At 70.2% G+C, this 26,000-nt stretch carries 23 protein-coding genes; 15 read left to right on the top strand and 8 right to left on the bottom strand.

The genetic code is table 11. The annotated features are described in order from the left end of the window. Window positions 1-29: 29 nt before the first annotated feature. The gene (locus NS334_RS05430) at window positions 30-2,303 is read right to left on the bottom strand and encodes a glycosyltransferase family 4 protein (RefSeq protein WP_058754955.1); all 2,274 of its coding nucleotides are present in this window, start codon (window positions 2,301-2,303) and stop codon (window positions 30-32) included. A gap of 127 nt (window positions 2,304-2,430) precedes the next feature. Further along, window positions 2,431-2,877 (bottom strand): preQ(1) synthase, encoded by a 447-nt coding sequence (gene queF / locus NS334_RS05425; RefSeq protein WP_058754954.1) that lies wholly within the window; start codon window positions 2,875-2,877, stop codon window positions 2,431-2,433. Window positions 2,878-2,951: 74 nt separating this feature from the next. Between queF and NS334_RS05420 the strand changes: the two genes are divergently transcribed. The 3 genes from NS334_RS05420 to NS334_RS05410 are packed head-to-tail and all read left to right on the top strand — an operon-like array spanning window position 2,952 to window position 6,273. Next, window positions 2,952-3,800, top strand: a complete 849-nt coding sequence (locus NS334_RS05420) for a sulfurtransferase (protein WP_058754953.1) — start codon at window positions 2,952-2,954, stop codon at window positions 3,798-3,800. Further along, window positions 3,797-4,990 carry a cystathionine beta-lyase gene (metC, locus tag NS334_RS05415; RefSeq protein ID WP_058754952.1) on the top strand — a complete coding sequence of 398 codons (1,194 nt, stop codon included), beginning with the start codon at window positions 3,797-3,799 and terminating at the stop codon, window positions 4,988-4,990. Before NS334_RS05420 ends, metC begins: the two co-directional genes overlap by 4 nt. Beyond that, window positions 4,987-6,273 (top strand): mechanosensitive ion channel family protein, encoded by a 1,287-nt coding sequence (locus NS334_RS05410; protein ID WP_241491822.1) that lies wholly within the window; start codon window positions 4,987-4,989, stop codon window positions 6,271-6,273. Before metC ends, NS334_RS05410 begins: the two co-directional genes overlap by 4 nt. Window positions 6,274-6,603: 330 nt before the next feature. On the opposite strand, the gene NS334_RS05405 is transcribed toward NS334_RS05410, so the two are convergent. Continuing rightward, a complete protein-coding gene (locus NS334_RS05405; RefSeq protein ID WP_058754951.1) occupies window positions 6,604-6,879 on the bottom strand; it encodes a helix-turn-helix domain-containing protein in 276 nt (91 codons plus the stop codon). Between the two features lie 189 nt (window positions 6,880-7,068). Between NS334_RS05405 and NS334_RS05400 the strand changes: the two genes are divergently transcribed. Next, window positions 7,069-7,746 carry a FadR/GntR family transcriptional regulator gene (locus NS334_RS05400; protein WP_058754950.1) on the top strand — a complete coding sequence of 226 codons (678 nt, stop codon included), beginning with the start codon at window positions 7,069-7,071 and terminating at the stop codon, window positions 7,744-7,746. A gap of 9 nt (window positions 7,747-7,755) precedes the next feature. Here NS334_RS05400 and NS334_RS05395 read toward each other — a convergent pair whose 3' ends face one another. After that, window positions 7,756-8,313, bottom strand: a complete 558-nt coding sequence (locus tag NS334_RS05395) for a gluconokinase (protein ID WP_241491821.1) — start codon at window positions 8,311-8,313, stop codon at window positions 7,756-7,758. 163 nt (window positions 8,314-8,476) lie between these two features. Between NS334_RS05395 and NS334_RS05390 the strand changes: the two genes are divergently transcribed. The 6 genes from NS334_RS05390 (at window position 8,477) to NS334_RS05365 (ending at window position 16,827) form a co-directional block, all read left to right on the top strand. Then, window positions 8,477-8,815 (top strand): hypothetical protein, encoded by a 339-nt coding sequence (locus NS334_RS05390; protein WP_058754948.1) that lies wholly within the window; start codon window positions 8,477-8,479, stop codon window positions 8,813-8,815. Window positions 8,816-8,913: 98 nt separating this feature from the next. Further along, window positions 8,914-10,677 carry a site-specific DNA-methyltransferase gene (locus NS334_RS05385; RefSeq protein ID WP_083500271.1) on the top strand — a complete coding sequence of 588 codons (1,764 nt, stop codon included), beginning with the start codon at window positions 8,914-8,916 and terminating at the stop codon, window positions 10,675-10,677. Continuing rightward, complete coding sequence (locus tag NS334_RS05380; protein WP_058754946.1) at window positions 10,667-13,105, top strand: DEAD/DEAH box helicase; 2,439 nt, start codon at window positions 10,667-10,669, stop codon at window positions 13,103-13,105. Before NS334_RS05385 ends, NS334_RS05380 begins: the two co-directional genes overlap by 11 nt. Before the next feature lie 13 nt (window positions 13,106-13,118). Next, the gene (locus NS334_RS05375; RefSeq protein WP_058754945.1) at window positions 13,119-13,829 is read left to right on the top strand and encodes a hypothetical protein; all 711 of its coding nucleotides are present in this window, start codon (window positions 13,119-13,121) and stop codon (window positions 13,827-13,829) included. A gap of 59 nt (window positions 13,830-13,888) precedes the next feature. Further along, entirely contained in the window at window positions 13,889-15,691 is a 1,803-nt protein-coding gene (locus NS334_RS05370; protein ID WP_058754944.1) for a copper resistance system multicopper oxidase, read from the top strand. Further along, window positions 15,688-16,827: a copper resistance protein B gene (locus tag NS334_RS05365; RefSeq protein WP_058754943.1), complete on the top strand. Its 1,140-nt coding sequence runs from the start codon at window positions 15,688-15,690 to the stop codon at window positions 16,825-16,827. Before NS334_RS05370 ends, NS334_RS05365 begins: the two co-directional genes overlap by 4 nt. 10 nt (window positions 16,828-16,837) lie before the next feature. Here NS334_RS05365 and NS334_RS05360 read toward each other — a convergent pair whose 3' ends face one another. Both NS334_RS05360 and NS334_RS05355 read right to left on the bottom strand, forming a co-directional pair. Then, window positions 16,838-17,797: a cupin domain-containing protein gene (locus NS334_RS05360; protein WP_058754942.1), complete on the bottom strand. Its 960-nt coding sequence runs from the start codon at window positions 17,795-17,797 to the stop codon at window positions 16,838-16,840. A gap of 26 nt (window positions 17,798-17,823) precedes the next feature. Continuing rightward, window positions 17,824-19,128, bottom strand: a complete 1,305-nt coding sequence (locus tag NS334_RS05355; protein WP_058754941.1) for an MFS transporter — start codon at window positions 19,126-19,128, stop codon at window positions 17,824-17,826. Window positions 19,129-19,242: 114 nt separating this feature from the next. On the opposite strand from NS334_RS05355, the gene NS334_RS05350 reads away from it, so the two are divergent. From NS334_RS05350 to NS334_RS05340, 3 genes are read left to right on the top strand one after another with little or no spacing between them, the layout of a single operon-like run. Next, the gene (locus tag NS334_RS05350) at window positions 19,243-20,148 is read left to right on the top strand and encodes a cupin domain-containing protein (RefSeq protein WP_241491820.1); all 906 of its coding nucleotides are present in this window, start codon (window positions 19,243-19,245) and stop codon (window positions 20,146-20,148) included. A gap of 20 nt (window positions 20,149-20,168) precedes the next feature. Next, a complete protein-coding gene (locus NS334_RS05345; RefSeq protein WP_058754940.1) occupies window positions 20,169-20,597 on the top strand; it encodes a hypothetical protein in 429 nt (142 codons plus the stop codon). Then, on the top strand, window positions 20,594-21,598 hold the full coding sequence (locus tag NS334_RS05340) for an SMP-30/gluconolactonase/LRE family protein (RefSeq protein ID WP_058754939.1): 1,005 nt from the start codon (window positions 20,594-20,596) through the stop codon (window positions 21,596-21,598). The genes NS334_RS05345 and NS334_RS05340 overlap by 4 nt, the downstream gene beginning before the upstream one ends. Window positions 21,599-21,631: 33 nt before the next feature. Here the strand turns inward: NS334_RS05340 and NS334_RS05335 are convergent, their stop codons facing one another. Next, window positions 21,632-21,952: a hypothetical protein gene (locus tag NS334_RS05335; RefSeq protein ID WP_153002603.1), complete on the bottom strand. Its 321-nt coding sequence runs from the start codon at window positions 21,950-21,952 to the stop codon at window positions 21,632-21,634. An 11-nt stretch (window positions 21,953-21,963) separates the two neighbouring features. Next, on the bottom strand, window positions 21,964-23,880 hold the full coding sequence (locus NS334_RS05330; protein WP_241491819.1) for a PQQ-binding-like beta-propeller repeat protein: 1,917 nt from the start codon (window positions 23,878-23,880) through the stop codon (window positions 21,964-21,966). Between the two features lie 158 nt (window positions 23,881-24,038). Here NS334_RS05330 and NS334_RS05325 point away from each other — a divergent pair, with 158 nt between their 5' ends. Together NS334_RS05325 and NS334_RS05320 are read left to right on the top strand one after the other, a co-directional pair. Further along, a complete protein-coding gene (locus NS334_RS05325; RefSeq protein WP_058754936.1) occupies window positions 24,039-25,226 on the top strand; it encodes a CaiB/BaiF CoA transferase family protein in 1,188 nt (395 codons plus the stop codon). After that, entirely contained in the window at window positions 25,223-25,999 is a 777-nt protein-coding gene (locus NS334_RS05320) for an enoyl-CoA hydratase (RefSeq protein ID WP_058754935.1), read from the top strand. The genes NS334_RS05325 and NS334_RS05320 overlap by 4 nt, the downstream gene beginning before the upstream one ends. Window position 26,000 lies beyond the last annotated feature (1 nt).

Genomic DNA, 26,000 nt, shown 5'->3' with positions numbered 1-26,000 from the left:
TTGTGACGTCGAACGCACGTGCGCCGCGATCAGGCGGTGACGCGTCTTGTCCCTGCCACGCTTTCGACGCGCTTTGAAAGCCCTGAAATCGCGCAGGACGCCATTTGCAGCGCCAGAATCGACTCCGCCCCTTGATTGCGGTTCAGCCCGGTCGGCATCAGCCCGTCGAAGCAGCCGCCATCACGCTGCGTCGCCAGTGGCAGGTCAAGGTCGTTGACCCCCAGATACCAGTCATAGGCGCGCTTCGCCTCGTCGAACCAGCGGGCGTCGCCCGTCGCGTCGAAGGCCGCCGCGCAAGCGTCGATCGTCGCCTGCGCCTCCAGAGGCTGCTGATCGAAGGGCAGCGGATCGGCATAGACACGCCCGAAGCTCTCCGAGCCGACCGCGCGGAAATGTCCCTCCGGCGCGGTCTGGCGCGCGACGATCCAGTCGAGCGTATCGAGCCCGCACGCGATCAGGTCTGCACGGTCGAGCGCCAGTCCGGCGCGCAGCATTGCCTCGGGCAAGCGGGCATTGTCATAGGCCAGTACGATTTCGAACCAGCCCCATTCGGGCCGTCGCGCCTTGTCGAGCAACGCCAGATGCTCATCGGGGAAGCGGCGTAGAATGCGCAACGCCATGTCGTGGCCCGGCGACGCCTCCAGCATCGCCGCCGCACCCAGCATCGCGAACGCCTGCGCGCGCGGGCTGCCGAGATCGAGCGCCAGGCTGGCGGTGTTGTCGAACATCGCCTTCGCCCAGTCGCGATGCTTCGGCTCGCGAGCGTCGCGCGCTGTGACGCCCAGCGCCCACAAGGCCCTGCCGTTCGAATCCTCCGACCCGACATCCTCGCACCAGGTGCGGTCGAAATTCATGAAATTGCGGAAACGCCGTGCGTCCGGGTTCCAGGCGAACTGCACGAACGCGGCATAGATGGTCATCCACCTGTCGCGGACGGACGCGTCGAGATTCTCGATCCCGCTCATCAGCATCAGCGCGCGCGCATTGTCGTCGATGCAATAGCCGTGGCGACGATCGGGAACCGAAAAGATCGAATGCTGCAACATGCCGGTGGCGTCGCTCATTCGCTCGACCGCCGCAATGTCGGGAGCGAGCACCTGTTTGCCGGCCTTGGCCGAATGCGGCAGCCGTTGCGTCCGCGTCGCGAGGCTCGCGCTCAGTTCGTCCATTGCCTTCTCCGCCACCCGTGACCAGATCATCGTCCGGCCACGCGCATAGGCGCGTGCCGACAGCCGCCCGATGTTGCGAGCGCTGCCGAGCAGATCGTTGATTTCCCGCGCGAACGCGGCCGAATCCCGGAAGTCGACGAGCACGCCGTGCCCATCCGCCAGAATTTCCGTAGCATGGACGTACGGAGTCGATACGACCGCCTTGCCCACGCCGACCGCGTAGCTGAGCGTACCGCTCGTGATCTGCGCCGGGTTAAGATAGGGGGTCGCGTAGATATCGGCGGCCTGAAGGTAATCGATCAGGTCGTCGTGATCGACGAACGCGTCGATGAACGCGACGTTCGCGCCTACACCCAGATCGTCGGCGCGCGCGCGCAACGAGTCGCGATACTTCTCGCCCTCGTGCGCGACGAGATTGGGATGCGTGGCACCAAGGACGACATACATCGCCTCCGGGTGCCGCTCGACCACCGCAGGCATTGCCTCGATGATCGTCTCGATCCCCTTGCCCGGCGCGAGCAGGCCGAAGGTCAGGATGACGCGACGCCCGGTCCAGCCGAAGCGGCCCTTGAACGCCTCGGGATCGGCGAAGGCGCGATCGGGCACCCCGTGCGGGATCGTCGCGATCTGTTTCGGGTTGGCGCCGTAGACGCGCTCCAGGATCTCCCGACCGCGTTCGGCCATGACGATCACTTTGGCGGCGCGGCGCAGCAGCCCTTCCAGAACGGTGCGCTCGGCGGCGCTCGGCTTTTCAAGGACGGTGTGAAGCGTCACGATCAGAGGGGTCGAAACGCGGTCAAGAAGCGCGAGGATGTGCGCACCCGCCTCGCCACCGAAGATGCCGTATTCGTGCTGGAGCCAGAGCACCTGCGCGCCGCTGCTTTCGATCGCGCGGGCCGTGGAGACATAGGCGCCACGATCATGCTGCGGGATCGTACCGACCACAGCGTCGGGATAGTCGTAGCGGCCGGGATGGTCGTCCATCGCGTACACGTCCACCTGCATATCCGGGTAGCGTGTCCGCAGCGCATGATATGTGTCGGTGGTGAACGTCGCGATCCCGCACTTTCGCGGGAGGAAATTACCGATCAGCGCGATATGCTTGACGGCGAGCGCCTCGGTCGACTGCGTCATCCCCTTGCCTCTGCTGATGCCCCACCGCGCCCGATGCGCCGGTGTCCACGGGATGAACCGTTCGTCAGGAAAAAGGTTGCGGAAATATTGCGGCGCAACACACGGCAAAGCGATTGATCGACGTCAGTCAGCCGCGTCCGCGATAGGGGGCAACCCCCTGATCCGGCAGCCACAGGCCAGCCGGTGCCGCACCGGACTGCCAGAACACGTCGATCGGCATTCCGCCGCGAGGATACCAGTAACCGCCGATCCGCAACCATTGCGGGTGCATCTCGCGGAACAGCCGCTCGCCGATCCCCACGGTGCAATCCTCGTGAAAGGCGGCGTGGTTGCGGAACGACCCGAGGAACAGCTTCAGCGACTTCGATTCGACGATCGTCTCGGCTGGCGCATAGTCGATCACCAGATGCGCGAAATCGGGCTGTCCGGTCACGGGGCAGAGCGAGGTGAACTCGGGCTGCGTGAAGCGCACCAGATAGATGGTACCGGCGCGCGGATTGGGCACGTAGTCGAGGACCGCTTCCTCGGGCGAGGTGGGAAGCGTGCTGGTCTGGCCAAGATGCATCGGGGTCATACGCGCGCACATAGTCGCTCGCGTCCGCGATTGCGACCTGTTCCCCGCCGCGTCCGAACCGCTATGGAAGGACGATGCACGATCTCGTCTCCACCGAATGGCTCGCCGCGAACGCCCATGCGCCGGGTCTGCGCATCCTGGACGCCAGCTATCATATCGGGCTGCCCGCCGAAGGCCCACGCGACGCCGCCGCCGAATTCGCGGCCGCGCATATTCCCGGCGCGACGTTCATGGACCTCGTCGCCTTCAACGAGCCCGGGGCGGCGCTGCCCTCCACGATGCCGGGGGCGGCGCATTTCGCGGCACTGGCCGGGCGGGTGGGCTTACGCGGTGACGACCGGATCGTGCTCTACGACGATGCCCCGCACCGGACGGCGGCACGCGCATGGGTGATGCTGCGCGCCTTCGGCTTCGGTCAGGTCGCGCTGCTCGACGGTGGGCTGGCGAAATGGAAGGTCGAGGGACGGCCACTCGAACAGGGCATGCCGACTGTCGCAACGACGACCGTCGATGTGGCCGAAGCCGGGATCGGCGTGCTCGATCTGCCGGCGATGCGCTCGCTTTACGCGGGCGGGGCAACGCAGATCGTCGACGCGCGCTCGGCGGCGCGCTTCACCGGCGTGGAGGCCGATCCGCGCCCCGGCGTCGCGCCCGGCCATATTCCGGGCTCGCGCAACCTGCCCTATCCGCAGCTGTTCAACTCAGACGGGACGTGGAAACAGGGCGAGGCGCTGGCCTCCGCCTTCGTCGCCGCCGGGATCGATCCGACGCGGCCGATGGCGATGACCTGCGGCTCCGGAATCACCGCCAGCGTGCTGGCGTTCGGCGCGCATCTGCTCGGACAGGACGCCGCCGTATACGACGGTAGCTGGACCGAATGGGGCGGCGACGCCGCCACCCCCAAGGCGATCGGTGACTCATGAGCGACCATGACGACATCCGCCCGGCGACGCGGCTGGTCACCGGCGGGCGGCGCGCGGAATGGACCGCGGGCGTGGTCAACACCCCGGTCTGGCGCGCCTCGACGATCCTCTACGACGACGTCGCGCACCTACGCACGACCGGCGCGCGCGATACCCACCACCGGCTGTTCTACGGCCGGCGCGGCACGCCGACGCAGTGGAGCCTCGCCGATGCGCTGACCGAACTGGAGCCGGGCGCGGAGGGGACGTTCCTCTATCCCTCGGGCGTCGCGGCGGTCGCGGCGTGCCTGCTGACCTTGCTGTCACCGGGCGACGAGATGCTGCTGGTCGACAGCGCCTATGACCCGACGCGCGGGCTGTCCGACAAGCTGCTCGCGCGGATGGGCGTGACGACACGCTATTACGACCCGCTGATCGGCGCCGGGATCGCCGATCTGATCGGCGAGCGGACGCGCGTCATTTTCATCGAAAGCCCCGGCAGCCTAACCTTCGAGGTGCAGGACGTACCTGCGATCGTCGCCGCCGCAAAGGCGCGCGGCGTCGCGACTGTCATCGACAACACCTGGGCGACGCCGTTGCTGTTTCCCGTCGTCGAACGGGGCGTCGATTATTCGATCCTCGCCTGCACCAAATATATCGGCGGCCATTCCGACGTGATGATGGGATCGGTCACCGCCGGGCCGGGGCGGTTCGCCGCGCTGCGCGACACCAGCTTCCAATTGGGCCAAGTGGTCAGCGCCGACGACGCCTATCTCGCTGCCCGCGGCTTGCGGACGATGGGCGTCCGGCTGGAACGGCACGAAGCGAGCGCGATGCGGATCGCGCAGTGGCTGGCGACCCGGCCGGAGGTGGCGCAGGTCCTGCACCCCGCGCTCCCGTCCTGCCCCGGCCACGACATCTGGAAACGCGATTTCAAGGGCGCGGCGGGGCTGTTCTCGTTCGTGCTGGCGGGCGGCGACGATGCCGCGCGCACCGCGTTGATCGACACGCTCGACCATTTCGGGATCGGCTATAGCTGGGGCGGATTCGAAAGCCTCGCCATCCCCGTCGATCCGCAGCGCCACCGCAGCGTCACCGACCGCGCCTTTGCAGGACCAGTGGTGCGCTTACAGATCGGGCTGGAGGATGCCGACGACCTGATCGCCGATCTGGAGCGCGGTCTGGCGGCGTGGCGGGCGGCGCAGGCGTGAACGACCTCGCGCCGCTCCTGGCGATGGTGCCGGCGCGCGCCGACCTGATCGAACTGGGCGTCGCGGGCGCGCTGATCCTCGCTGCGCTCGCGGCCGGGGTCACGGCACAGCGGATGGTCGGCACACGCGTGGCGCGGTGGTGGCGCGACAAGGTCGGCGCGCATGTCGAGGGGCTGCGCCCGCGCCTGCCGTCGATCGTTCGCCACGGCACCGCCGCGCTGCTGCTGGCGATCGTGCTGACGGTGCATCCGTGGGGGCTATTGGCCGCCGCCGCGATCGGCTTCACGCTGGCGTGCGCGTCCACGCTGACCGCGCACCAGTTGATGCGCGGCGTCGGCATCCCCCGCCTCGCCGCTTATGTGGTCGAGGTGGTGGTGTTCACCGCCTTGTTCAGCCGCGCGGTTGGCGGGCTGGAGCCGATCACCTCGACGCTCGACGCGATCGGGGTCACGGTCGGGCGGCGACGGCTGTCGCTGCTGGCGCTGGTCGAGGCGTTGGTGACGGCCGTCGTGCTGATGGCGGCGGTGCGCGTCGCCAACCGCACCACCGCGCACACGATCGCCCACGCCCGCGCGCTGGATGCGACGCAAAAGGTGCTGGCGCAGAAGATCGCCGGGATCGGCGTCGTCGTCTTCGCCTTCCTGTTCGGCATCGACCTGCTCGGGATCGACCTCACCGCGTTCGCAGTGTTTTCGGGCGCGTTCGGGCTTGCGGTCGGCTTCGGGATGCAGAAGACGATCGGCAATCTGATCGCTGGCATCATCCTGCTGATGGATCGTTCGATCAAGCCCGGCGACGTGATCGCGGTCGGCACCAGCTTCGGCTGGGTCAACAAGATCGGGGTGCGCGCGGTGTCGGTGCTGACGCGCGACGGCAAGGAGCATCTGATCCCGAACGAGGATCTGATGACCCGCGAGGTCGAGAACTGGTCCTATTCCGACCGCAACGTTCGCGTGCGGATCACGGTGCGCGTCCCGTATGACTGCGACCTGCAGGCGGCGCAGGCGCTGATGCTGAGGGCGGCGCGCGAATCGCCGCGCGTGCTCGACTCGCCCAAGCCAAACGTGTGGCTGACCGCGTTCGGCACCGATGGCGCGGAGCATGAGATCCTGGCGTGGATCAGCGATCCCGAAAGCGGGGTCGGCAACGTCCGCTCCGACGTGCTGAACCGCTTGTGGCTGATGTTCCGCGAGGCGGGGATCGGGATGCCGTTCGCGCAACGCGACATCTATGTGCGGAGTTGGCCGGGAGCGGCATCCCCCGCCCCCGGCTCCGAGGCCTAGACCCTCACCACGTACAGGCCGTGGTGGGTAAGGACGTAGAGCGTACAGCCCGTCATTGGTCAGCTTTTCAAAGGCGTTGGTCAGCGTGATCCGGCTGCCCGGAACCGCCCCGACGAAGCCATCGAGCGTGTCGGACCAGCGCCAGCCGGCGGAGATTCACAGGTCGCGGGGGCCGACACGGTCCGCGAATTCGCCGTTCGCCCAGACGTTGACGGGCAGCCACCCTGCCCGCCTCGCCCGTCTCCGTGGCCTACCCCGCCTTTCCGCCAGAAATACCAAGATGATGATCGAGGCACGACGAAAGTCGTAGCGGTCGGCCCGGACACCTCGTCAGGCGGCTCCCTGCACCGCGCCACCGGCCAGCGCCTGCGCGGCGATCGCGACCTGCGTGCGGTTGCGGACGTTGAGCTTGCGCATCAGCGCGGTCATGTGTGCCTTCACGGTCGCTTCCGCGATGCCGAGGTCGAAGGCGATCTGCTTGTTGAGCAGCCCCGAATGGACGCCGCGCGCCACCTTGATCTGCGTCGGGGTCAGTCGTGCCAGCGCCAGTGCCTCCTCGGGCAGGCCGGCATCGTCGGTCCGGTTTTCCTGGACGATCCCTTCCATCCTCTCCTCCTCCACAAAGATCCGCCGCGCCCGTCGAGGCGAATGCGGTCGGACAGCTTTCACCATTATGCCGCGTTTTTCGCAATTCTATCAAATCAAATATCGTCTTAACCTGCGTGACCTGTCCGACAGCCTAGTGCGGGCGGGCGCGGGCAGCTACAGGGAAGACCTGGCCCGGGGAGGTGCGCGGTGAGCGAAGGACGAGTGGCCGATCGCGCCTATGCGGCGATCGTGCGCATGATCACGGACGAGAAGCTGTCGGCGGGCGACCGGCTGCCGTCCGAGGCGCGGCTGGCGGCGACGTTCGGCATGTCGCGGACGATCGTGCGCGAGGCGCTGGCACGGCTCGCCTCCGACGGGATCACCGAGGCGCGGCTGGGGGCGGGGAGCTACGTCAAGCGCCGCCCGTCCGAGCGGCTCGGCACGCATCTGCCGATGGACGAAATGGCAACGACGATAGGCACTTACGAGGTACGCTTCGTGCTGGAGGCGGAGGCGGCGCGGCTGGCGGCGCTACGCCGGTCGGGCCCGCAACTCGAGGCGATCGAACGGGCGCTGGAGCAATTGCGCGCGGCGCTGTTCTCCCACGCCCCGGCGCATGACGAGGATTGGCAACTCCACCGCGCGATCGCCGAAGCGACGGGAAATGCGGCGTTTTTACCGGTGTTCGACCATCTGCGCGATAGCGTGGTGCACATCCTGCGCGCCGGGGTGGATATTTCCCGATCGCGCCCTCCGCAGGTGATCGCGGCGATGATGGAGGAGCATGACGCGATCGTCGATGCGATCCGCGTCCGCGATGCCGACGGCGCGGCGCTGGCGATGCGCTGGCACCTGTCGCAAGGCCGCAAGCGCCTGATGCCGTGAGATAATCGACTAGGCGACCGTCTCGCCCAGCCAGGCGCGCAGGTCGCGGATCAGTCGTTCGGGCGGGCGTCCGGCGTCGAGCGTCAGCGCGCGTTCGTCGGGTGTCGGACGCTCCAGCGTGGCGAGTTGGCTGTCGAGCAGGCAGGGCGGCATGTAATGCCCTTCGCGCGTGCTCATCCGCCGCGCGATTTCGGCCCGCTCAGTGTCCAGGAAGGCGAAATACAGGGGCAGTCGCGCCGCCTGCGCCAGCCGATCGCGATAGACGCGCCGCAACGCCGAACAGGCCGCCACCGCGACCCCGTTCGTGCGCGCCGACTCCCCCAGCGCGGCACCGAGCCGGTCGAGCCACGGCCAGCGATCGGCATCGGTCAGCGGATGGCCGGCGCGCATCTTCGCGACGCTGGCGGCGGCGTGATAGGCATCGCCCTCCAGGAAGGGCGCGTGCCATTCGGCGGCGAGCCGCGCGCCGAGCGTCGACTTGCCCGACCCGCTGACTCCCATCACGACGATCGCGCGCGCGCCCGACGCCGTCCCGCACCCCTGCCGCATCGCCATCCGTTCCCTCATCCCCGGTCAACGCCCGTTATCCGCGGCGGGTGCCGCAAAGACCATTACGACCTTCGTCGGCGAGCGCCGCGACGCTGGTCGTCGCCGTCCCCCTCGCTTCGATCGATACCGAGGGTGACGGCCCGATTGATCCGGACGCCCGAACGGTCGATAGCACACGGCCATGTCGATGCGCTGCGCCCTGGGCCTTCACCACTGGTCGAGCCGGGCGACCGCGCGCGCCGGCACCACCGTCCACCGCTGCGAGCGGTGCGGGCTGACGCGGCTGACGCATGGCGGGCGCGGGCGGAGCCGGAAGCGCTGGTGGCTGGCCGGGGCGCTCGCGGTGTCGGCGGGGCTCTGGTTCGTCAGCTACAATCTGGTCGTCCACCGGCGCACCCGCGTGCTGCACACCATGTCGCGTGCCGCGCGCAAGGCGGAGGTGGCGGCATCGCGCGGCCGCGCCGCCATCCACCGGATCGAGGGCGATCGCGGTGCCTATGTCGACGGCAACGACGACTGATCGGCGACTTTGCGCGCGTGCACGGTTAAGGGCGTGACGTGAAATCGCCATGGCGGCGCGCCGGAGCGGCGACGCCGCCGCCATACGGAAGGAAGCGCGTGCCGACGCTGGAGTTCAAGGGCAAGCCGTTCGTCTATGCGCATCATCTGTCGGTGCCGTTCCGCGAGCTGCGCATCGACGCCGCGCGCAGCCTGCCCGGCCCGGCCGGCCCGAGCCTGGACGACAATCTCATCATCCACGGCGACAATCTGGAGGCGCTGAAGGCGCTGCTGCCGCGTTATGCGGGCAAGGTCGACGTGATCTACATCGACCCGCCGTACAACACCGGCAAGGAGGGCTGGCGCTACAACGACAATGTGAAGGCGCCGGGCCTGCGCGAATGGCTGGGCCGCGTCGTCGACGAAGAGGATATGGAACGCCACGACAAGTGGCTGACGATGATGTGGCCGCGGCTGAAGCTGTTGCGCGAGCTGCTGTCGCCGACCGGGATCGTGCTGATCCATATCGACGAACATGAGGAAGCCGCGCTGTCGATGATCGGGGACGAGATCCTCGTGCGCGGCGAGACCGAGCGTTACGGCACGATTGTCTGGGACAAGGGCAATCCGAAGGGGGACGCCTCGGGCGTGGCCTGTCAGCACGAAAGCCTGCTGGTATGGGGACCGGAGAAGGCCGGCGGCTACTCCCCCGCCTTCCTGCGGCCGAAGCCCGGCGCGCAGGCGATGCTGGCGGCGGCGGCGCGGTTCCGCGCGGATGACCCGGCGACCGCGCCGGCGCGCTATGCCGAATGGGTGCGCGGCGAGGCGACGCTGACCGGGGGCGAGCGCCCGTACAACAGGATCGACCATGCCGGCGACGTCTATCGGCTGGTGCATATGGGCTGGCCGAACAAGAAGCGCGCACCGGACGAATATTTCGCGCCGCTGCGCCACCCGGTCACGGGCGCGCCGACGCCGATGCCGGCGCGCGGCTGGCGTTATCCGGTCGCGACGATGCGGCGGATGCTGGGCGACGGCGCGCCGGTCATCGAGCCGGACGGCAGCGTTTCGATGGGGGAGATCGTCTTCCCCGCCGACAACGACAGCCAGCCGCAGCGCAAATACCGGCTGAAGGACAATCTGCTGGAGAACGTGCCCTCCGTACTGCGTTCCGCGGCGAGCGACGATGCGTTCTTCGCGGCGCTGGGGCTGACCTTCGAGAATCCGAAGCCGGCGCGGGTGGCGCAGTCGATCCTGGGATGGGTGGTGAAGAAGGACGCGCTGATCCTCGATTCCTTCGCCGGATCGGGGACGACCGCGCAGGCGGTGCTGGCGCTCAACAAGGCCGATGGCGGCAACCGGCGCTTCATCCTGATCGAGACCGAGGATTATGCCGACACGCTGACCGCCGAGCGCGTGCGGCGCGTCGCCAGCGGCGTGGCGGGGGCGAAGGACGCGACGCTGCGCGACGGGCTGGGCGGCAGCTTCACCTATTGCACGCTGGGCGAGGCGATGGACCTGGAGCGCTTCTTCGCCGGCGACGGCCGCGCGCCGGCATGGGAGCGGGTGGCCGAATATGTCGCCTATACCGCGACCGGCGCGACGCTGAACGCCCGCGACACCGGGCCGGACGGCTATGCCGGCGAGGCGGGCGGGTTCCGCTTGCACCTGCTGTATCGCCCCGATCCGGCGTGGATGCGATCGAACGACGCGATGCTCGACACCGCCACCGCCGAGCGGATCGCGGCGGCGGCGGCCGGCCGCCCGGTGCTGGTGTTCGCGGCGGGCAAGTTCATGGCGCAGAAGGCGCTGACCGACCTGGGGCTGACCTTCTGCCAGCTTCCCTATGCGATCCACCGCATGCTGGGCGTCGATGCGGCTTAAGGACTATCAGGAGGACACGCTCGCCGCGCTGGACCACTATGTCGCGGCGCTGGCGGCGGCGCGCGACGCCGCCGAGCCGGCGGTGGCGGCGTGGGGCGCGGTGCAGGCCGCCGGGGTCGCCGCCTCGCCCGATCCGTGGCGCCCGCTGCGCGACGGGCATGGGGCGCAGGTGCCGCATGTCTGCCTGGCGTTGCCGACCGGATCGGGCAAGACGCTGATCGCCGGCCATGCGGTCGGGCGCATCCTGTCGGGGCTGGGCGGGGCCGCCACCGGGCTGGTGCTCTGGATGGTGCCGTCGGAGGCGATCTACCGGCAGACGCGCGCGCAGTTGCGCGACCGCGCGCATCCGCTGCGGCAGGCGCTGGAGGTGGCGAGCGGCGGACGGGTGACGCTGCTGGAAAAGGGATCGGACATCGCGCGCGCCGATGTCGAGGGCGGGCTGGCGGTGATGCTGCTGATGCTCCACGCCGCGCGGCAGACGAAGGACACGTCCGAGCAGAAGGCGCTGAAGGTCTTTCGCGAGAGCGGGCGCTATCGCGATTTCTTTCCCGAGGGCGACGACCGGGCGGCGGCGCAGGCGCTGGCGGCGCGGGTGCCGAACCTGGAGACGCACGACCTGCCCGACGGGGCGCCGGGCGCGATCGTGCAGAGCCTGGGCAATCTGTTGCGGCTCGTGCGCCCGCTGATCGTGCTGGACGAGGGGCATACCGCCTATAGCGTCGATCGCCGCCGGTTGCTGGGCGCGTTCAACCCGCGCTTCCTGCTGGAGCTGACCGCGACGCCGAGCCGCGAGCATTCCAACATTCTGGTGCGCGTCGGCGGGCGGCGGCTGCGCGATGCGGAGATGATCCGGCTGCCGATCGAGCTGGTGGCCGACGCCGACGCGCCGTGGAAGGACACGCTGAAGGCCGCGCTGGACCAGCGTGCCGCGCTGGAGCGGCTGGCGCGGGCGAACGGCGCGCCGATCCGCCCGATCATGCTGGTGCGTGTCGAGCTGACCGGGCGCGACCAGCGCGAGAAGGGCAAGGTCCATACCGAGGATGCGGTCGAGGCGCTGGTCAACGAGATGGGCGTGCCGCCGGAATGGATCCGGCGCCAGACCGCGGTCGACCGGGAACTGGACGACCAGTTGCTGTCGGATGCCAGCCCGGTGCGGATCATCGTCACCAAGGACGCGCTGCGCGAGGGGTGGGATTGTCCGTTCGCCTATGTGCTGGCGCTGCTGGGGAGCACGCGCGCCCGGACCGCGCTGACGCAGATGATCGGGCGCGTGCTGCGCCAGCCGGGCGCGCGGCGGACCGGGGTCTCCGCGCTGGACAGCGCCTGGGTGTTCTGTCGCGACATCAGCGTGCGCGACGCGGTGGCGGGCATCCGCGCGGGACTGGACGAGGAGGGGCTGGGCGATCTGGAGACGCCGGTCCGTGCCGCCGGGGCGCCGGGCGAGGCGCGGACGATCGCCCGCGGCGCGGCGTGGCGCGACGCGCCGATCGCGCTGCCGGTCGTCACACATGACGACGGCACGGGCACCGCGCGCGCGCTGGACGTGGAGCGCGACATTCTGGCGGCGATCGACTGGTCGGCGCTGCGCTACGTCGCCGCCGCGCCGGTCGTGGCGGGCGGATCCGGCGCGACGCGGCGGCGGATCGACGATCGCGGCGATGCGCCGGGCGCGGCCGGGATGATGGTCGACGAGCGGATCGACCGCCCCGATCTGGCGCGGCGGTTGCTGGACGTCGTGCCCAATCCATGGGTGGCGATCACGCTGGTGGACCGGGCGCTGGCGGCGTTGCGCGCGCAGGGGATCGACGAGGCGACGATCGCGCGCGGGCGGCTGGCGCTGGTCGCCGACATGCGGGTGGCGCTGTCGCGCGCGGTGGACGCGGCGGCGCGCGCGGTGTTCCTGCAGAAGCTGGCGGCGGGCACGATCGCGATCCGGCCGGACGACGCGGTGGCGATCCCGGCGCACGTGACCGTGCCGGTACGCGCGCGGGGGGACGGTCCGCTGACCGACGATCGCGGCGCGCCGCTCGCACGCCCGCTGTTCCCGGAGGCGATCGGCGCGGGAGAGCTGAACGCGTTCGCGCGCGAGGTGGCGCTGTCTCTCGACCGTGCGGACGCGGTCGACTGGTGGTGGCCGCTGCCGGCGCGCGGGGCATGGGGGGTGCGGGGCTGGCGACGGCAGCACGTCCGGCCCGACTTCGTGGTGCGGGCGGGTGGACGGTTGCTGGTGCTGTTGCTGGAGGCCGGCGGGCGGCCGTCCGACGATGACGATGCCGCCTACAGGCGCGCGCTGATGGCGGCATTGCAGGACGTTCGCGCGGTCGATGCCAGGGGGTCCCGCGGCAACCCGCGTGCCGCGCCCGCGTTCACGATGCTGATGCAGGACGAGGACTGGCGATCGGTGCTGGCCGCCGCGCTGCGGCTTTGATCGTGGGAGACCGATGGCCTATTACACCAGCAACGGGGTCTACGATCGTCTGGCGCGGGAGCGGCCGGACGGTTTCGTGTGGGCCGCCGGCAATGCGTGGATCCTGCTGTATGGCGACCGCCGGTCGCGCGTGAAGCTGGTCGCCTTCGTCACCGGATCCTCGGCGGCCGACGTCGGCGAGGCCCGCGATGCGGCAGCGATGCTGGCGACGCGCGCGGGGCTGCCGTTCGCGACCATCGCGTTCGACGACAGCGTTCGCGAGATCGTCGGGGTCGTGCTGAACGACAGCCCTGCGTCGCTGGACGAGCTGACACGCTGGTTCGCGCGGGTCGGTGTTCCGGTCAACCGTGGTCGGACGGGCAAGGCGATCAACAGGGCCAGCAGCAGCGCCTATCAGGACTGGCAGCGCGCGGCGCTTGGCCGCATCCGCGTCACCGACATCGATCTGATCCGGCAGCGCGGCGACGGCAGGATCGTCGTCTACGAACTGAAGCGATCCTTCTATTCGATCGACGACTGGCCGGAATTTCCGGAGGACTTCCCCAATTTCGACCTGATCGTCGACTTCTGCGCGCGCGCCGACCTTCATTTCCGGATCCTGTACAACGTGGTGAGAAAGCCGGCGTTCGACGATCCGTCCGAGGTGGCGATCTTCAACTATGCGCCCGGCACCGCCCCGGCACACTGGCGGACGATGCCCTTCGAGGTTTTCGTGAAGGGGTAAGCGCCTCGCCCGCGTAAAGGGAGCGATGCCGCGGGTCGCGGCGCCTTCCGGGAGTGTGCATGTCGGGCGTTGTCGATCGCCGTCAATTGTTGCGGGGTGCCGGGCTGGTGGCGGGCGGTGCGGCGCTGTCCGCCGGGCTGCCCGGCTGGGCGCAGCCGGTGTCGGCGGGCCTGCCGACCGTGACCGGCGACGACATCCACCTTCGCATCGCGCACCAGATGATGACGATCGACGGCCGGCGCCGCCATGCGATCGGCATCAACGGCAGCGTTCCCGCGCCGCTGATCCGGCTGCGCGAAGGGCGGACGGTGCGGCTGCATGTCGAGAACGCGCTGGACGAGGACAGTTCGCTGCACTGGCACGGGCTGATCGTGCCGTTCCAGATGGACGGCGTGCCCGGCATCTCCTTTCCCGGCATCCCGAAGCGCAGCACGTTCACCTACGAATTCCCGGTCGTGCAGGCCGGCACCTACTGGTACCACAGCCATTCGGGATTGCAGGAGCAGATGGGGCTGTACGGCCCGATCGTGATCGACCCGGCCGGCGACGATCCGATCGTGTCCGACCGCGAGCATGTGATCGTCCTGTCGGACCACAGCCCGCTGCACCCGCACCGCATCTTCATGAACCTGAAGAAGCAGGCCGGTTACTTCAATCGCCAGCAGCAGACGCTGGCCGGGCTGCTGAAGGGCGAGGACCAGCCGCTGCGCGAGCGGCTCGCCTGGGGGCGGATGCGGATGGACCCGACCGACGTCGCGGACGTGACCGGCTCCACCTACACCTATCTGGTCAACGGCCATGGGCCGCGCGACCATTGGACCGGGCTGTTCCGCCCCGGCGAGCGGGTGCGGCTGCGCATCGTCAACGCATCGGCGATGACGACCTTCAACGTCCGTATCCCGGGCCTGCCGATGACGGTGGTGCAGGCGGACGGGATGAACGTGCGCCCGGTGGAGGTCGACGAATTCCAGATCGGCGTGGCGGAAACCTATGACGTGATCGTCACGCCGCCCGCGGACATCGCCTATACATTGGTCGGCGAAAGCGTCGACCGGTCGGGCATGGCGCGCGCGACGCTGGCGCCGCGTGCCGGGATGGTCGGCGCGGTACCGCCGCTGCGTCGCCGCCCGGTCGCAACCATGAAGGACATGGGGATGGGCGGGATGGATGGCGGCGGGAAGGACATGGCGGCGCATGATGCGATGCCCGGGATGGACCACGCGGCCATGGGTCACGCGACGATGGACCATGCGGGGATGGGTCATGCGGGGATGGATCCTCCCACGGCGGGCCATGCCACGATGGACCATGGCGACATGCGCGACTTCGCGAAGGCGCCGGGGGTGCGCAAGGGTCCGGGGGTGCAGACGATCGCGCCGATGCCGGTCGATCGCACCGGCGATCCCGGTCAGGGGCTGGAGGATGTCGGCCACCGCGTCCTCACCTATCGCGACCTGATCGCGCGCGACCGCAACCCCGACGTCCGCGCGCCCTCGCGCGCGCTGGAGATCCACCTGACCGGCAACATGGAACGTTACATGTGGGGGTTCGACGGCGAGAAGCTGTCGGAAGTGACCGCGCCGATCCCGTTCACCGCCGGGGAGCGCGTCCGCGTCACGCTGGTCAACGACACGATGATGGGACACCCGATCCACCTGCACGGCCATTTCTTCGAACTGGTGACGGGGCATGGCGCGTACAGCCCGCGCAAGCATACGGTGATGGTGCAGCCGGGCGGGACGGTGAGCTGGGACGTCACCGCGAATGCGGGCGACTGGGCGTTCCACTGCCACATGCTCTATCACATGCATGCCGGGATGATGCAGGTGGTGCAGGTGCGCGCGGACGGAGAGGCGGCATGAGGATCGCGCCGCTTGCCGCATGGGCCCTGATCGCCGCGCCCGCCGGGGCGCAGACGATGGATCATGCGACGATGCCGGGAATGGCGATGCCCGCCGCGACGCCCCGACCGGCGGCGTCCGGCGCGCGGCGGAAGCCCGCGCCGCGACCGGCGCGCCCTGCGGCGGCGCGACGATCCGCCCCGCACGCGGCACACGACACGCCCGCGACGAAAGCGCCCGCCGATCCGCATCCCGGACACCATCTGCCCGGCATGACGACGGCCCCGGCGGCGCAGGACCATGGCGGGCACCATATGCCCGGCATGACGACGACCCCGATGGCGGGCCATGGCGGGCATGACATGGCGGTCGATCCCGGACCGTCGTCGTCCCCGCCGGCTGGCACCGACCTGCCCGTCGGCACCGCCCCGGCACCGCGCGCCGTCCCCGGTCTGGCGGCGGCGCGCTATCACGACGCCGCCGCGATGCGCCGCGCCGCGCGCGCGATGCGCCGCGAACATGGCGGGATGACGATCCATCAGGCGCTGCTGAACCTGGGCGAGTATCAGGTACGCGACGGTCGCGACGGCTATCGCTGGGACGGCGATCTCTGGATCGGCGGCGATATCGACCGGCTGACGATCAAGACCGAAGGCGAGGGCAGCGCCGGTCGCGGGGTCGACGATGCGGAAGTGCAGGCGCTCTACAGCCGCGCGCTGGACCCGTATTGGAACCTGCAGGCGGGCGTGCGCTACGACATCACCCCCCGCCCCGCGCGCGGCTATGCGACGATCGGCGTCGAGGGGCTGGCGCCCTATTGGTTCGATGTCGAGGCCGCGCTGTTCCTGTCGACCAGGGGCGAGCTGCTGGCGCGCGCGGTCGGATGGTACGACCAGCGGGTGACGCAGTTCGTGGTGCTCCAGCCGCGCGTCGAGGCCAATGCCGCCGCGCAGGCGATGCGGGACACCGGGACCGGCGCGGGGCTGACCGATATCGAGCTGGGCGTGCGGCTCCGCTATGACCGGCGGCGCGAATTCGCGCCCTATGTCGGCCTGTCGTGGGAGCGTCGCGTCGGCGCCACGGCGCGGCTGGCGCGCGCGCGCGGCGACGAGGTGGGCGGCCTGGCGGCGGTGGCCGGGATCCGCGCCTGGTTCTGATCCGGCGGCGCTACTGACGCCCGCCCGACCGGACGCTGTAGCCGTGCAGCCCGAGCGGGTAGGGATTGATCGCGACCCGCGTTCCCATCTGCCCCTCCGGCCCGCCGAAGCTGGCGCGGTGCCAGCGTCCCTGCTTGGCGATCAGCACGTCGCCGGGCGCGGCGCCCGCGATCAGCGGCTCCCCCTCGATCTGAAGATCGACATTGCCCTCCATGACGAACCAGAATTCGTCGTAGCCGACGTGGAAATGGCCGAGGTTGGACGCGGGCGGCGTCGGCGTGGCACGGCCGCGAATGTTGTTCACGAACAGATGCTGCGCCGCGACGAAGGCGGTGGCGCGCGCCCCGCCCTGCACCACGTCCTTGTAGTAATCGAGGTACAGCGGGTTGGTCGCGTCGGGCGTGCCCGCGCCGCCGGACACCAGCCGCCGTTCGTAGCGGAAGCCGGCGACGTCGCGCGGCCGCGCCGCCGTGCCGGCGACCGGATAGAGCGGCAGGTCGCTGGCGGCATGGACCTCGAACCACAAGGCCGGCCGGTCGCCGATCGTCTCCAGCGTGAACGGCACGCGCAGCGGCACGTCGATCTCGAACCCCTTGCCCGCCACGAACGTCGGGTGGCCGGCGATGGTGACGCGCACCTGCCCCTCCCACACGATGATCGCGGTGCGATTGTCGGCATAGGCGACCTCGGCGGTGCGGTTGCCGGGCGCCTGCTGGTGCCAGTCGGCGACAAGGTCGCGGTTGCGCACGATCGGTTGCGACCAGTCGGCCGCGCCCCGGTGCAGCGCGCGCACCTCGGCGAGCTTCCACCACGGACGGTTCGGCGCGTCATAGGCGGCATAGGGCGTCTTCTTGGGCACCCACATCTCGACCGGGGCGGGCGGCGCGGGGCGCGGCGCCTGCGCGGTGAGCGTCAGCGCGGCGAGCGCGCAGGCGACGACGCGCCGACGGCGTCCGGTGTCGTGGATCATGCTTCCTCTCCGTTGGTCGTTCGCGATCATCGTGCGGCGATCGCGACAGGATCGCGGTCGGCGCCGATCAGCCGGCGGGGATCGACGATCGCCCAGGCACCGATGCCCAGCATCACCACCCCCGCGCCGGTCCCGAAGGCCGCCGCCCAGCCGTAGCGCGCCGCGATCCACGGCGTGAGCGACGCGGTCAGCGCGCCGCCGATCTGGCAGCCGACGTTCATCAGCCCCGACACGACGCCGGTGTGACGCCCCGCGATGTCGGCGGTGACCGACCAGAAGGAGCTTTGCGACAGATAGATCGCGCCGCCGCCCAGCGCGAGGGTCATCACCGCGAGCGGCGCGTTGTCGACCCGCGAGCCGATCAGCAGGAACACGGCGGTCAGCGCGAACGACAGCATCGCCAGCCCGGATCGGCCCCAGTACAGGCCGTGCCGCCGCGACACCGCATCGTTGATGACGCCCCCGGCGAGACACCCGACCGTCATCGCGAGGAAGGGCGCCATGCCGAACAGCGCGCTGGAAGTCAGATCCAGCCCGCGCGCCTCCGCGAGGTAGATGAAGAACCAGCTGAAGAAGATCCAGATGACATAGCCGAACGCGAAATAGCTGAGGAACAGTCCCCATACCGCGCGGCTGCCGAGGATCGCGCGCCACGGGATCGGCCCGGTCGCGCCGGCCGGCGCGTCGGGCAGCCCCGCCTCGATATGCGCCCGCTCCGCCGCGTTCACGGCCGGATGCTCCTGCGGCCGGTCGCGCGCGATCGCGAACCAGATGACGGCGGCGATCAGCCCGATCAGCGCGCAGACGTAGAAGGACGCGCGCCAGCCGCCGACCGCGACCACCGCGCTGATGAGCGGCGGGGTCAGCCCCGATCCCGCCCCGACGCCCGCGAAGATCAGGCCGTTGGCCTTGCCGCGTTCCTGCGCCGGCACCCAGCGCGACACGAACTGGTTGCCGGACGGATAGACCGCCGCCTCGCCGATGCCGAGCCCGAAGCGCACCAGCATCAGCAGCGTGATGGCATGCGCGCTGCCCGGCGGCACCCAGGCGGTGGCGATGCTGAACACGCCCCACCAGAGCAGCGCCAGCGTCAGCAGACGGCGCGGGCCGATCCGCGCCGCCAGCCAGCCGGCGGGCACCTGGAAGGCGGCATAGCCGATCAGGAACGCGCTGAAGATCCAGCCGAGCCGGATCCGGTCGATCGCATATTCCTGACGCATCTGCACACCGGCGACCGAGATGTTGGTGCGATCGAGGAACGCGATCGCGCTGATGACGAACAGCATCGCCACCAGCCGCACCCGCACGTTCGTTCGCCCCGCCTTCGCCATCAGCACTCTCCCGGACGCACGGCTGGTACCGCATTATATCCTATATGATTTTGTGTAGACCCGTTGTAAGCATCCGTAAAGCCGGTCGATTCCGGCGCGGACGGGAGAAACGGGGTGGGTGCGATCCGATCGCTGGCGCGCGGCGCGACGATGCTGACGCTGATGCTGGGGGCCACCGCACCGGCGCAGCCGCCGCGCGGTCCGGCACCGGCGGCGCGGCCGCTGGCGCAGCGGATCGGCCATAGCGACCCGGCACGCTATCGGCGGCTGGACAAGGTGCACGGCGGCGCGGGCACGATGGCGTTCGCGCCGCTGCTCGGCCCCGATGCGCTGTCCACCAACCTGATCTTCGTCCACCGCGGCGTGATCGCCCCGCACAGCGGGATCGGCCAGCATTTCCACCACCAGTGCGAGGAGATGTTCGTCATCCTGGACGGCGAGGCGCAGTTCACGGTCGACGGCCGCACCGCGACGCTGGCCGGCCCCGCCGCGGTACCCGACCGGATGGGGCACGCCCATGCGCTCTACAACGCCTCCGACCGGCCGGTGCAGTGGCTGAACATCAACGTCGGCCAGACCAAGCGCTATGACAATTTCGACCTGGACGACGCGCGCGACGCAGCGGCGATCGACCCGGTCGCGCAATTCGCCGCGATCCGGTTCGACCGCGCCAGACTGACGGCGGACGGCGCGATCCGTACGCGCCGGCTGCTCGGCCCGGAGGTGTTCGCGACCCCCTGGGCGTTCGTGGACCATGTGCTGATCCCGCCCGGCGCCGCGCTGGAGGGTGCCGCCGCACCGGGGATCAGCGAGATGGTCTATGTCATGGCCGGCACCGGCGAGGCGACGGTCGCCGGCGACCGCGCGCCGCTGCGCGGCGGCGACGCGCTGCCGGTCGAGGTCGGCGCGCGCCGAAGCCTGCGCGCGACCGGGGACGCCCCGCTCGAACTGATGGTGGTCGGGATCGCGCGCGATCCCGCCGCCAAGGCCGCCTACGCGGCCTCGCTTCCCCCGCGCTGACCCCGGAAAGGACCCTGCCGATGCAACGACGCTCCCTCCTGCGACTGATCGCCGCCACGGGCGCGGGCTGGGCGCTGCCCGGCGCGGCCCGCGCCGCCGCGCCGAAGACGACGCCGAAGCCGAAGCCGATCGTGCTCTATTGCGACCTCGCGGTCGATCCGGCGCGCGAACAGGAAATGCTCGACGCCTTCCACCGGCATTTCCTGCCGGCGGCGCGGAGCTTTCGCGGGCGCGGCTTCATCGACCTCAAGATGCTCAAGCTGCGCACGGTGATCCAGGGCCGGCCCGCGCCGCCCGCCGGGGTCAATTATCGCTTCCAGCTCACCTATGAGAGCGAGGCGCAGCGCCAGCAATGGATCCGCTCCGATGTGCACGAGCGCAACTGGCCGCTGATCGAGCGCACGGTGCTCAATCGCGACTATCTCGTCCTGCTGACCGACGCGGTATGACGATGCCGCGCCTGTTCGTCGTCGCGGCGGCGGTCGTCGCGCCGCTCGCGCTCCATGCCGCCGCACCCGCGCAACAAGGCGGCGCGCGGATCGAGCGGCTCGACCCCGCGCTCGACGCACTGATCGCGCCGGACACCCGGGTCGAGCGGGTCGCGACCGGCTTCGGCTTCACGGAGGGGCCGCTGTGGCACGAGGGCCGCTTGTGGTTCTCCGACGTGAGCGGCGACGTGCTGCGCGCGGTCGATCCCTCCGGCCGCGTCGAGTCGCTGATCGCCCATGCGGGCGGGCTCGCCGACCCGCCGGCCGGCAAGAGCATCGGCCCGAACGGGCTCGCCCCCGACCGCGACGGCAGCGTGCTGATGGCGCAGATGGGCGCGCGCCGGATCGTGCGGGTCGGCGCCGACCGCCGGATCACCCCGGTGATCGCCGACTATCGCGGGAAGCGGCTGAACAGCCCCAACGACCTGGTCTTCGCCGCCGATGGCGCGTTGTGGTTCACCGATCCGCCGTTCGGGCTGTACAACGGCATGGATCGCGATCCCGCCAAGCAGCTGCCCTACAATGCGGTGTTCCGCTATGCCGGCGGTACGCTGACGCCCGTCATCACCGACCTGACGCTGCCCAACGGCATCGGCTTTTCCCCGGACGGGCGGACGCTGTACGTCACCGATTACGGACCGCCGGGGACGATCTACGCCTATCAGGTCGGACGCGGCGGCACGGTCACGGCGCGGCGCGTGCTGATCGCCTTCCCCGCCGACGGGGCCGGCGGCGCCGACGGGCTGAAGGTCGACCGGCGCGGCAACATCTGGGCGACCGGACCCGGCGGCATCCGCGTGATCTCGCCGGCGGGCAAGGTGCTCGGGCGGATCGTGCTGCCGGAGGTGGCGGCCAACCTGGCCTTCGCGGGCGACGGCCGCACGCTCTACATCACCGCCTCGACCAGCGTATATCGGTTGACGACCAGGGTCGCGGGGGTGCTGCCGCGCCACGCCCGCTGACGTGGCGGGGGCGACCGGCCCGCCCCCGCGCCCTCAATGCCCCGCCGCGCCGGCCGCCTTCCGATCGGTGGCGAGCGTGGCGACCAGATAGTCGTTCATCACCTTCTGCTCCTCCGGCGTCAGTTCGGCACCGCGATCGATCATCGACTGGACGATCGCGGGCCATTCGGCCGACGTCTTGCGCGCGGCGAACACCTGATTGGGGGTGTGGCAATAGCCGCACCGTTCGTTGATCAGGTCGAGCCCGGGACCGGGCGTCGGCGGCGCGGATTGCTGCGCCGAAAGCGCCGCCGCGCCGAGCAGCGCCGCGCCGACGACCCCGGCGACGCGGACGAACGGGTCGATACGCATCATGGTCATTCCCTTCAGCGGACGGCGAAGGCGACCACCTGGTCGCTGGTCGCGGGTTGCGCGGCGAAGCCGCCGGTGGCGACCGCCGCGAGCATCTGGCGCCCGTCGGCGGCGCGATAGGTCATCGGCGTGCCGTAGTTCGAGGCGGGCAGCGGCGCGGACCACAACAGCGCGCCGCTCCTGGTATCGAAGCCGCGAATGGTCGCGTCGCGCGTCGCGCCGATGAAGGTCAGTCCGCTCGCGGTCGTGATCGGCCCGCCAGCGCTGATGACCCCGGCATCGGCGAACGCAGGATCACTGTTCGTGCCCAGCACCTTGCGCCAGGCGATCGTGCCGGTATCGACATCGACCGCGATCAGTTCGCCCCACGGCCCCTTCTGGCACGGCATGCCGGTGTCGGGATCCTGGAAATAGGCGTAGCCCGCCTTCATCCCCCAGCTGCCGTCCGGTTGCCGCGCGAGTTGCTGCGGGCTGGCGAGATTGTTGATGTTGACGACGTACAATCCGGTCTTGCGGTCGAACGCGCCCCCGCCCCAGTCGACACCGCCCAGGCTGCCGGGGAAGAAGTTGACCGCGCTGTCGGCACGCAGCGGCTGGAACAGCCGGCTCGGCGCCACCGAGAGGTCCGCCACCAGTTTCTCGCACGCCGCGCGATGCGCCGGGGGCCCGTCGACCAGATCGGTCGCGGCATAGCTGAGCCGGGCGAGCGGCGGCGGCGTCACCGGCATCGGCTGCGTCGGCCACGGCTGTTCGCCGGGCACGTCGGTATCGGTCGGCACCGGCACCTCGCGCACGTCGTACAGCGGCTTGCCGGTGACGCGATCGAGGATGAACATCATCGCGGTCTTGTTCATCACCGCGATCGCCGGGATCGTCCGCCCGGCGCGGCGCACCTCGATCAGCGTCGCGGACGGCAGGTCGACGTCCCAGATGTCATGGTGCACGGTCTGGAAGTGCCAGAGGTAGCGGCCGGTCGCCGCCTCCACCGCGACGATCGAATTGCCGTACAGGTTCTGCCCCTTGCGATCGCCGCCCCAGCGATCGAAGGTCGGCGCGCCGACCGGCAGATAGGCGATGCCGCGCCGGTCGTCGACGAGCACGAACGTCCAGACGTTGACGCCCGAACGCCGCCGCCAGCTGTCGCCCTCCCACGTGCCGAAATTGGGCTCGCCCGGTTGCGGGATGGTGTGGAAGGTCCAGAGCAGCTTGCCGGTGCGCGCGTCCCAGCCGCGCACGTCGCCCGCCGCGCCCTTGACCGGCATTTCCTGCACGCGCGACCCGGTGATGATGACGTCGCGGTAGATCGCGGGCGGGCTGCTCATGCCGAGCGGCGCGCGCGTGCCGTTCATCACCTCCGGCGTCTTCATGTCGACCGCGCCGGCGGTGCCGAAGCCCGCCGCCGGCCGCCCGGTCGCGGCGTCCAGCGCGATCAGCTTGCCGGTCCGCGTACCGAAGACGATCCGCGCGCCGGCCCCCTTCCCGCCCGGCCAGTAAGCGACGCCGCGCGTCGACGGCTGGTCGTTGCCGGGCAGCTGGAACACCCAGCGTTCCCGGCCGGTGGCGGCATCGAGCGCGACGACGCGCCGATACGGTGTCGCGAGGTACATCACGCCCTTCACCACCAGCGGCGTCGCTTCCGACGCGGAGAAGCCGGTGCGGAATTTCGCCGGAACGCTGTCGGGCATCGGAATCGCCTCGCCGGTCGTGCCCGCCGGCCGCATGTGATAGGTCCAGACCCGTCGCAGCCGCGCGACGTTCGCGGGCGTGATCTGCGTCAGCGGCGAGTGGCGCGCGTGGCTTTCGTCCCGGCCATATCCCTGCCAGTCGCCCGCGCCCTGCGCGGTCGCCGAAGCGACCGATGACAGCGCGACGGCGATCGCCGTCCCCGCCCGCGCGACGCCGTTCATGCGCCGCCTGATCCTGCTCGCCACGCTCCACTCTCCTGTCCGGCGGCGTTGCGTTCCGCATCGGGCGGCCGCAACGTTGTCCTGTCATTTCAACGGTGCTAGCAAGCCACACGATCCTATACAATATGATCCGTGATGGTCGGATGCCGCGATCGGCGGCATCGCAGGAGAGGAGATTGCGCATGCCGGAACTGCCGCTGAAGGGCCTGAGGGTCCTCGATATCTCGCAGGTGATGGCCGGGCCGTTCTGCTGCATGCTGCTGGGCGACATGGGCGCGGACGTGATCAAGATCGAACCGCCGCGCACCGGCGATTCGACGCGCCATTCGATGGGGTTCCGGCTGAAGGGGGAGGACAGCCCCGGCTTCCTGGCGCTCAACCGCAACAAGCGCAGCATCACGCTCGACCTGAAGGACGCGGCGGATCGCGCGGTGCTCTACGCGCTGGTCGAGACCGCCGACATCGTCGTGGAGAACGCCCGGCCGGGTGTCGCGAAGCGGCTGGGCATCGACTATGACACGCTCGCCGCGCGCAATCCGCGACTGATCTACGCCAGCATCTCGGGCTTCGGCCAGACCGGGCCGTGGGCGCAGCGCCCCGGCTTCGACCTGATCGCGCAGGCGATGTCGGGCGTGCTCAGCTCCAACGGCTTTCCGGGGATGGAGCCGGCCAAGAATTCGATCGCGGTCGCCGATCTCGGCGCCGGGCTGTTCTCGGTCTACGGCATCCTGAGCGCGGTCATCGGGCGCCAAGCCTCGGGGCGCGGGCAATATATCGACGCCTCGCTGCTGGAGGCCGCGATGGGGCTGTCGATCTGGGAGACGACCGAATATTGGGGCACCGGCCGCGCGCCCGCGCCGATCGGGTCGGCCAACCGCATGTCCGCGCCCTATCAGGCGGTGCGCGCGTCGGACGAATGGTTCGTGATCGGCGCCGCCAACCAGGGGCTGTGGCGCACCTTCCTGACGGTGATCGACCGACCGGAATTGCAGGAGGACGAACGCTTCGCCACCAACGCCGCGCGCGTCGCCCACCGCGAGATCCTGATCGAGACGCTCGCCCCCACCTTCCTCACGCGCACCAGCCAGGAATGGATCGATGCGCTGCTTGCCGCCGGCGTCCCGGCCGCGCCGATCCTCGATTACGGCGAGGCAGTGGTCAGCGAACAGGCGGTCGCGCGCGAGATGGTGATGCAGGTGCCGCACCCGGTGGAGGGCGAATTCCGGGCCCTGGGCTTTCCAGTCAAGATGCGCGGCACGCCGCAGGAAGTGCGGCTGCCCCCGCCGCTGCTCAACGAGCATGACGCCGAGATCCGCCGCGAGCTGATCGAGCGCGGGCTGCTGCCCGCCGGGCAGGAGGCGGCGGCGTGAGCGGCGTCGTCGTCACGCGCGACGGGGCCGCGGTCCATGTCCGGTTCGACAATCCGGCCGCGCACAATGCGCTGACCGGCGCGATGTGGCAGCAGCTGCGCGACGCCGCGCGCGCGGTCGCCGCCGACGACACGGTGCGGGTGGTCACATTCCGGGGCACCGGGGGCAAGGCGTTCATCTCCGGCACCGACATCGGCAAATTCGCCGATTATGCCGACGGAGCGCAGGGCGTCGCCTATGAGCGCGAGATCGACGCGTGCATGGGCGCGGTCGACGCCATTCCCTGCACCACGATCGCGGTGATCGAGGGCTGGGCGGTCGGCGGCGGGCTGAACATCAGCGCGGCATGCGACTTTCGCGTCGCGACCCCCGACGCGCGCTTCGGCTCGCCGATCGGGCGCACGATCGGCAACTGCCTGTCGGCCGCGAGCGTGGCGCGGATCGGCGGCGCGATCGGCGTGGCGATGGCACGGCGCATGGTGCTGCTGGGCGAGATCGTCGGCGTGGAGGAACTGCGCGCGAACGGGTTCCTGCTGAAGGTCGTGGCGCGTGAGGCGCTGGATGCCGAAGTGTCGGCGCTCTGCGCGCGCGCGTCCGAAAATGCGCCGCTGACCACGCGCGTGACCAAGGAGACGCTGCGGCGGATGACGTTCGACGGCCTGCCCGCGATCGAGCCGCTGATCGAACAGGTGTACGGCAGCGACGATTTCCGGCGCGGGGTCGCGGACTTCCTGGCGAAGACGAAGCAGGTGCCGGCGTGGCGGGGGGCGTGAG

The sequence above is a fragment of the Sphingomonas endophytica genome, assembly GCF_001476895.1.
GTDB lineage: Bacteria > Pseudomonadota > Alphaproteobacteria > Sphingomonadales > Sphingomonadaceae > Sphingomonas > Sphingomonas endophytica_A.
The sequence above is the reverse complement of the archived record's forward strand: the minus strand, read 5'-3'. Positions and strand labels throughout refer to the sequence as shown.

Coding starts and splice junctions, on each gene's coding strand:
- queF (WP_058754954.1), bottom strand. CDS start 2,877: ATGACCCCGATGCATCTTGGCCAGACCAGCACGCTTCCCACCTCGCCC.
- metC (WP_058754952.1), top strand. CDS start 3,797: ATGAGCGACCATGACGACATCCGCCCGGCGACGCGGCTGGTCACCGGC.
- NS334_RS05335 (WP_153002603.1), bottom strand. CDS start 21,952: ATGATGCGTATCGACCCGTTCGTCCGCGTCGCCGGGGTCGTCGGCGCG.
- NS334_RS05380 (WP_058754946.1), top strand. CDS start 10,667: ATGCGGCTTAAGGACTATCAGGAGGACACGCTCGCCGCGCTGGACCAC.
- NS334_RS05405 (WP_058754951.1), bottom strand. CDS start 6,879: ATGGAAGGGATCGTCCAGGAAAACCGGACCGACGATGCCGGCCTGCCC.
- NS334_RS05390 (WP_058754948.1), top strand. CDS start 8,477: ATGTCGATGCGCTGCGCCCTGGGCCTTCACCACTGGTCGAGCCGGGCG.
- NS334_RS05340 (WP_058754939.1), top strand. CDS start 20,594: ATGACGATGCCGCGCCTGTTCGTCGTCGCGGCGGCGGTCGTCGCGCCG.
- NS334_RS05365 (WP_058754943.1), top strand. CDS start 15,688: ATGAGGATCGCGCCGCTTGCCGCATGGGCCCTGATCGCCGCGCCCGCC.
- NS334_RS05325 (WP_058754936.1), top strand. CDS start 24,039: ATGCCGGAACTGCCGCTGAAGGGCCTGAGGGTCCTCGATATCTCGCAG.
- NS334_RS05345 (WP_058754940.1), top strand. CDS start 20,169: ATGCAACGACGCTCCCTCCTGCGACTGATCGCCGCCACGGGCGCGGGC.
- NS334_RS05420 (WP_058754953.1), top strand. CDS start 2,952: ATGCACGATCTCGTCTCCACCGAATGGCTCGCCGCGAACGCCCATGCG.
- NS334_RS05370 (WP_058754944.1), top strand. CDS start 13,889: ATGTCGGGCGTTGTCGATCGCCGTCAATTGTTGCGGGGTGCCGGGCTG.
- NS334_RS05360 (WP_058754942.1), bottom strand. CDS start 17,797: ATGATCCACGACACCGGACGCCGTCGGCGCGTCGTCGCCTGCGCGCTC.
- NS334_RS05430 (WP_058754955.1), bottom strand. CDS start 2,303: ATGACGCAGTCGACCGAGGCGCTCGCCGTCAAGCATATCGCGCTGATC.
- NS334_RS05375 (WP_058754945.1), top strand. CDS start 13,119: ATGGCCTATTACACCAGCAACGGGGTCTACGATCGTCTGGCGCGGGAG.
- NS334_RS05395 (WP_241491821.1), bottom strand. CDS start 8,313: ATGAGGGAACGGATGGCGATGCGGCAGGGGTGCGGGACGGCGTCGGGC.
- NS334_RS05355 (WP_058754941.1), bottom strand. CDS start 19,128: ATGGCGAAGGCGGGGCGAACGAACGTGCGGGTGCGGCTGGTGGCGATG.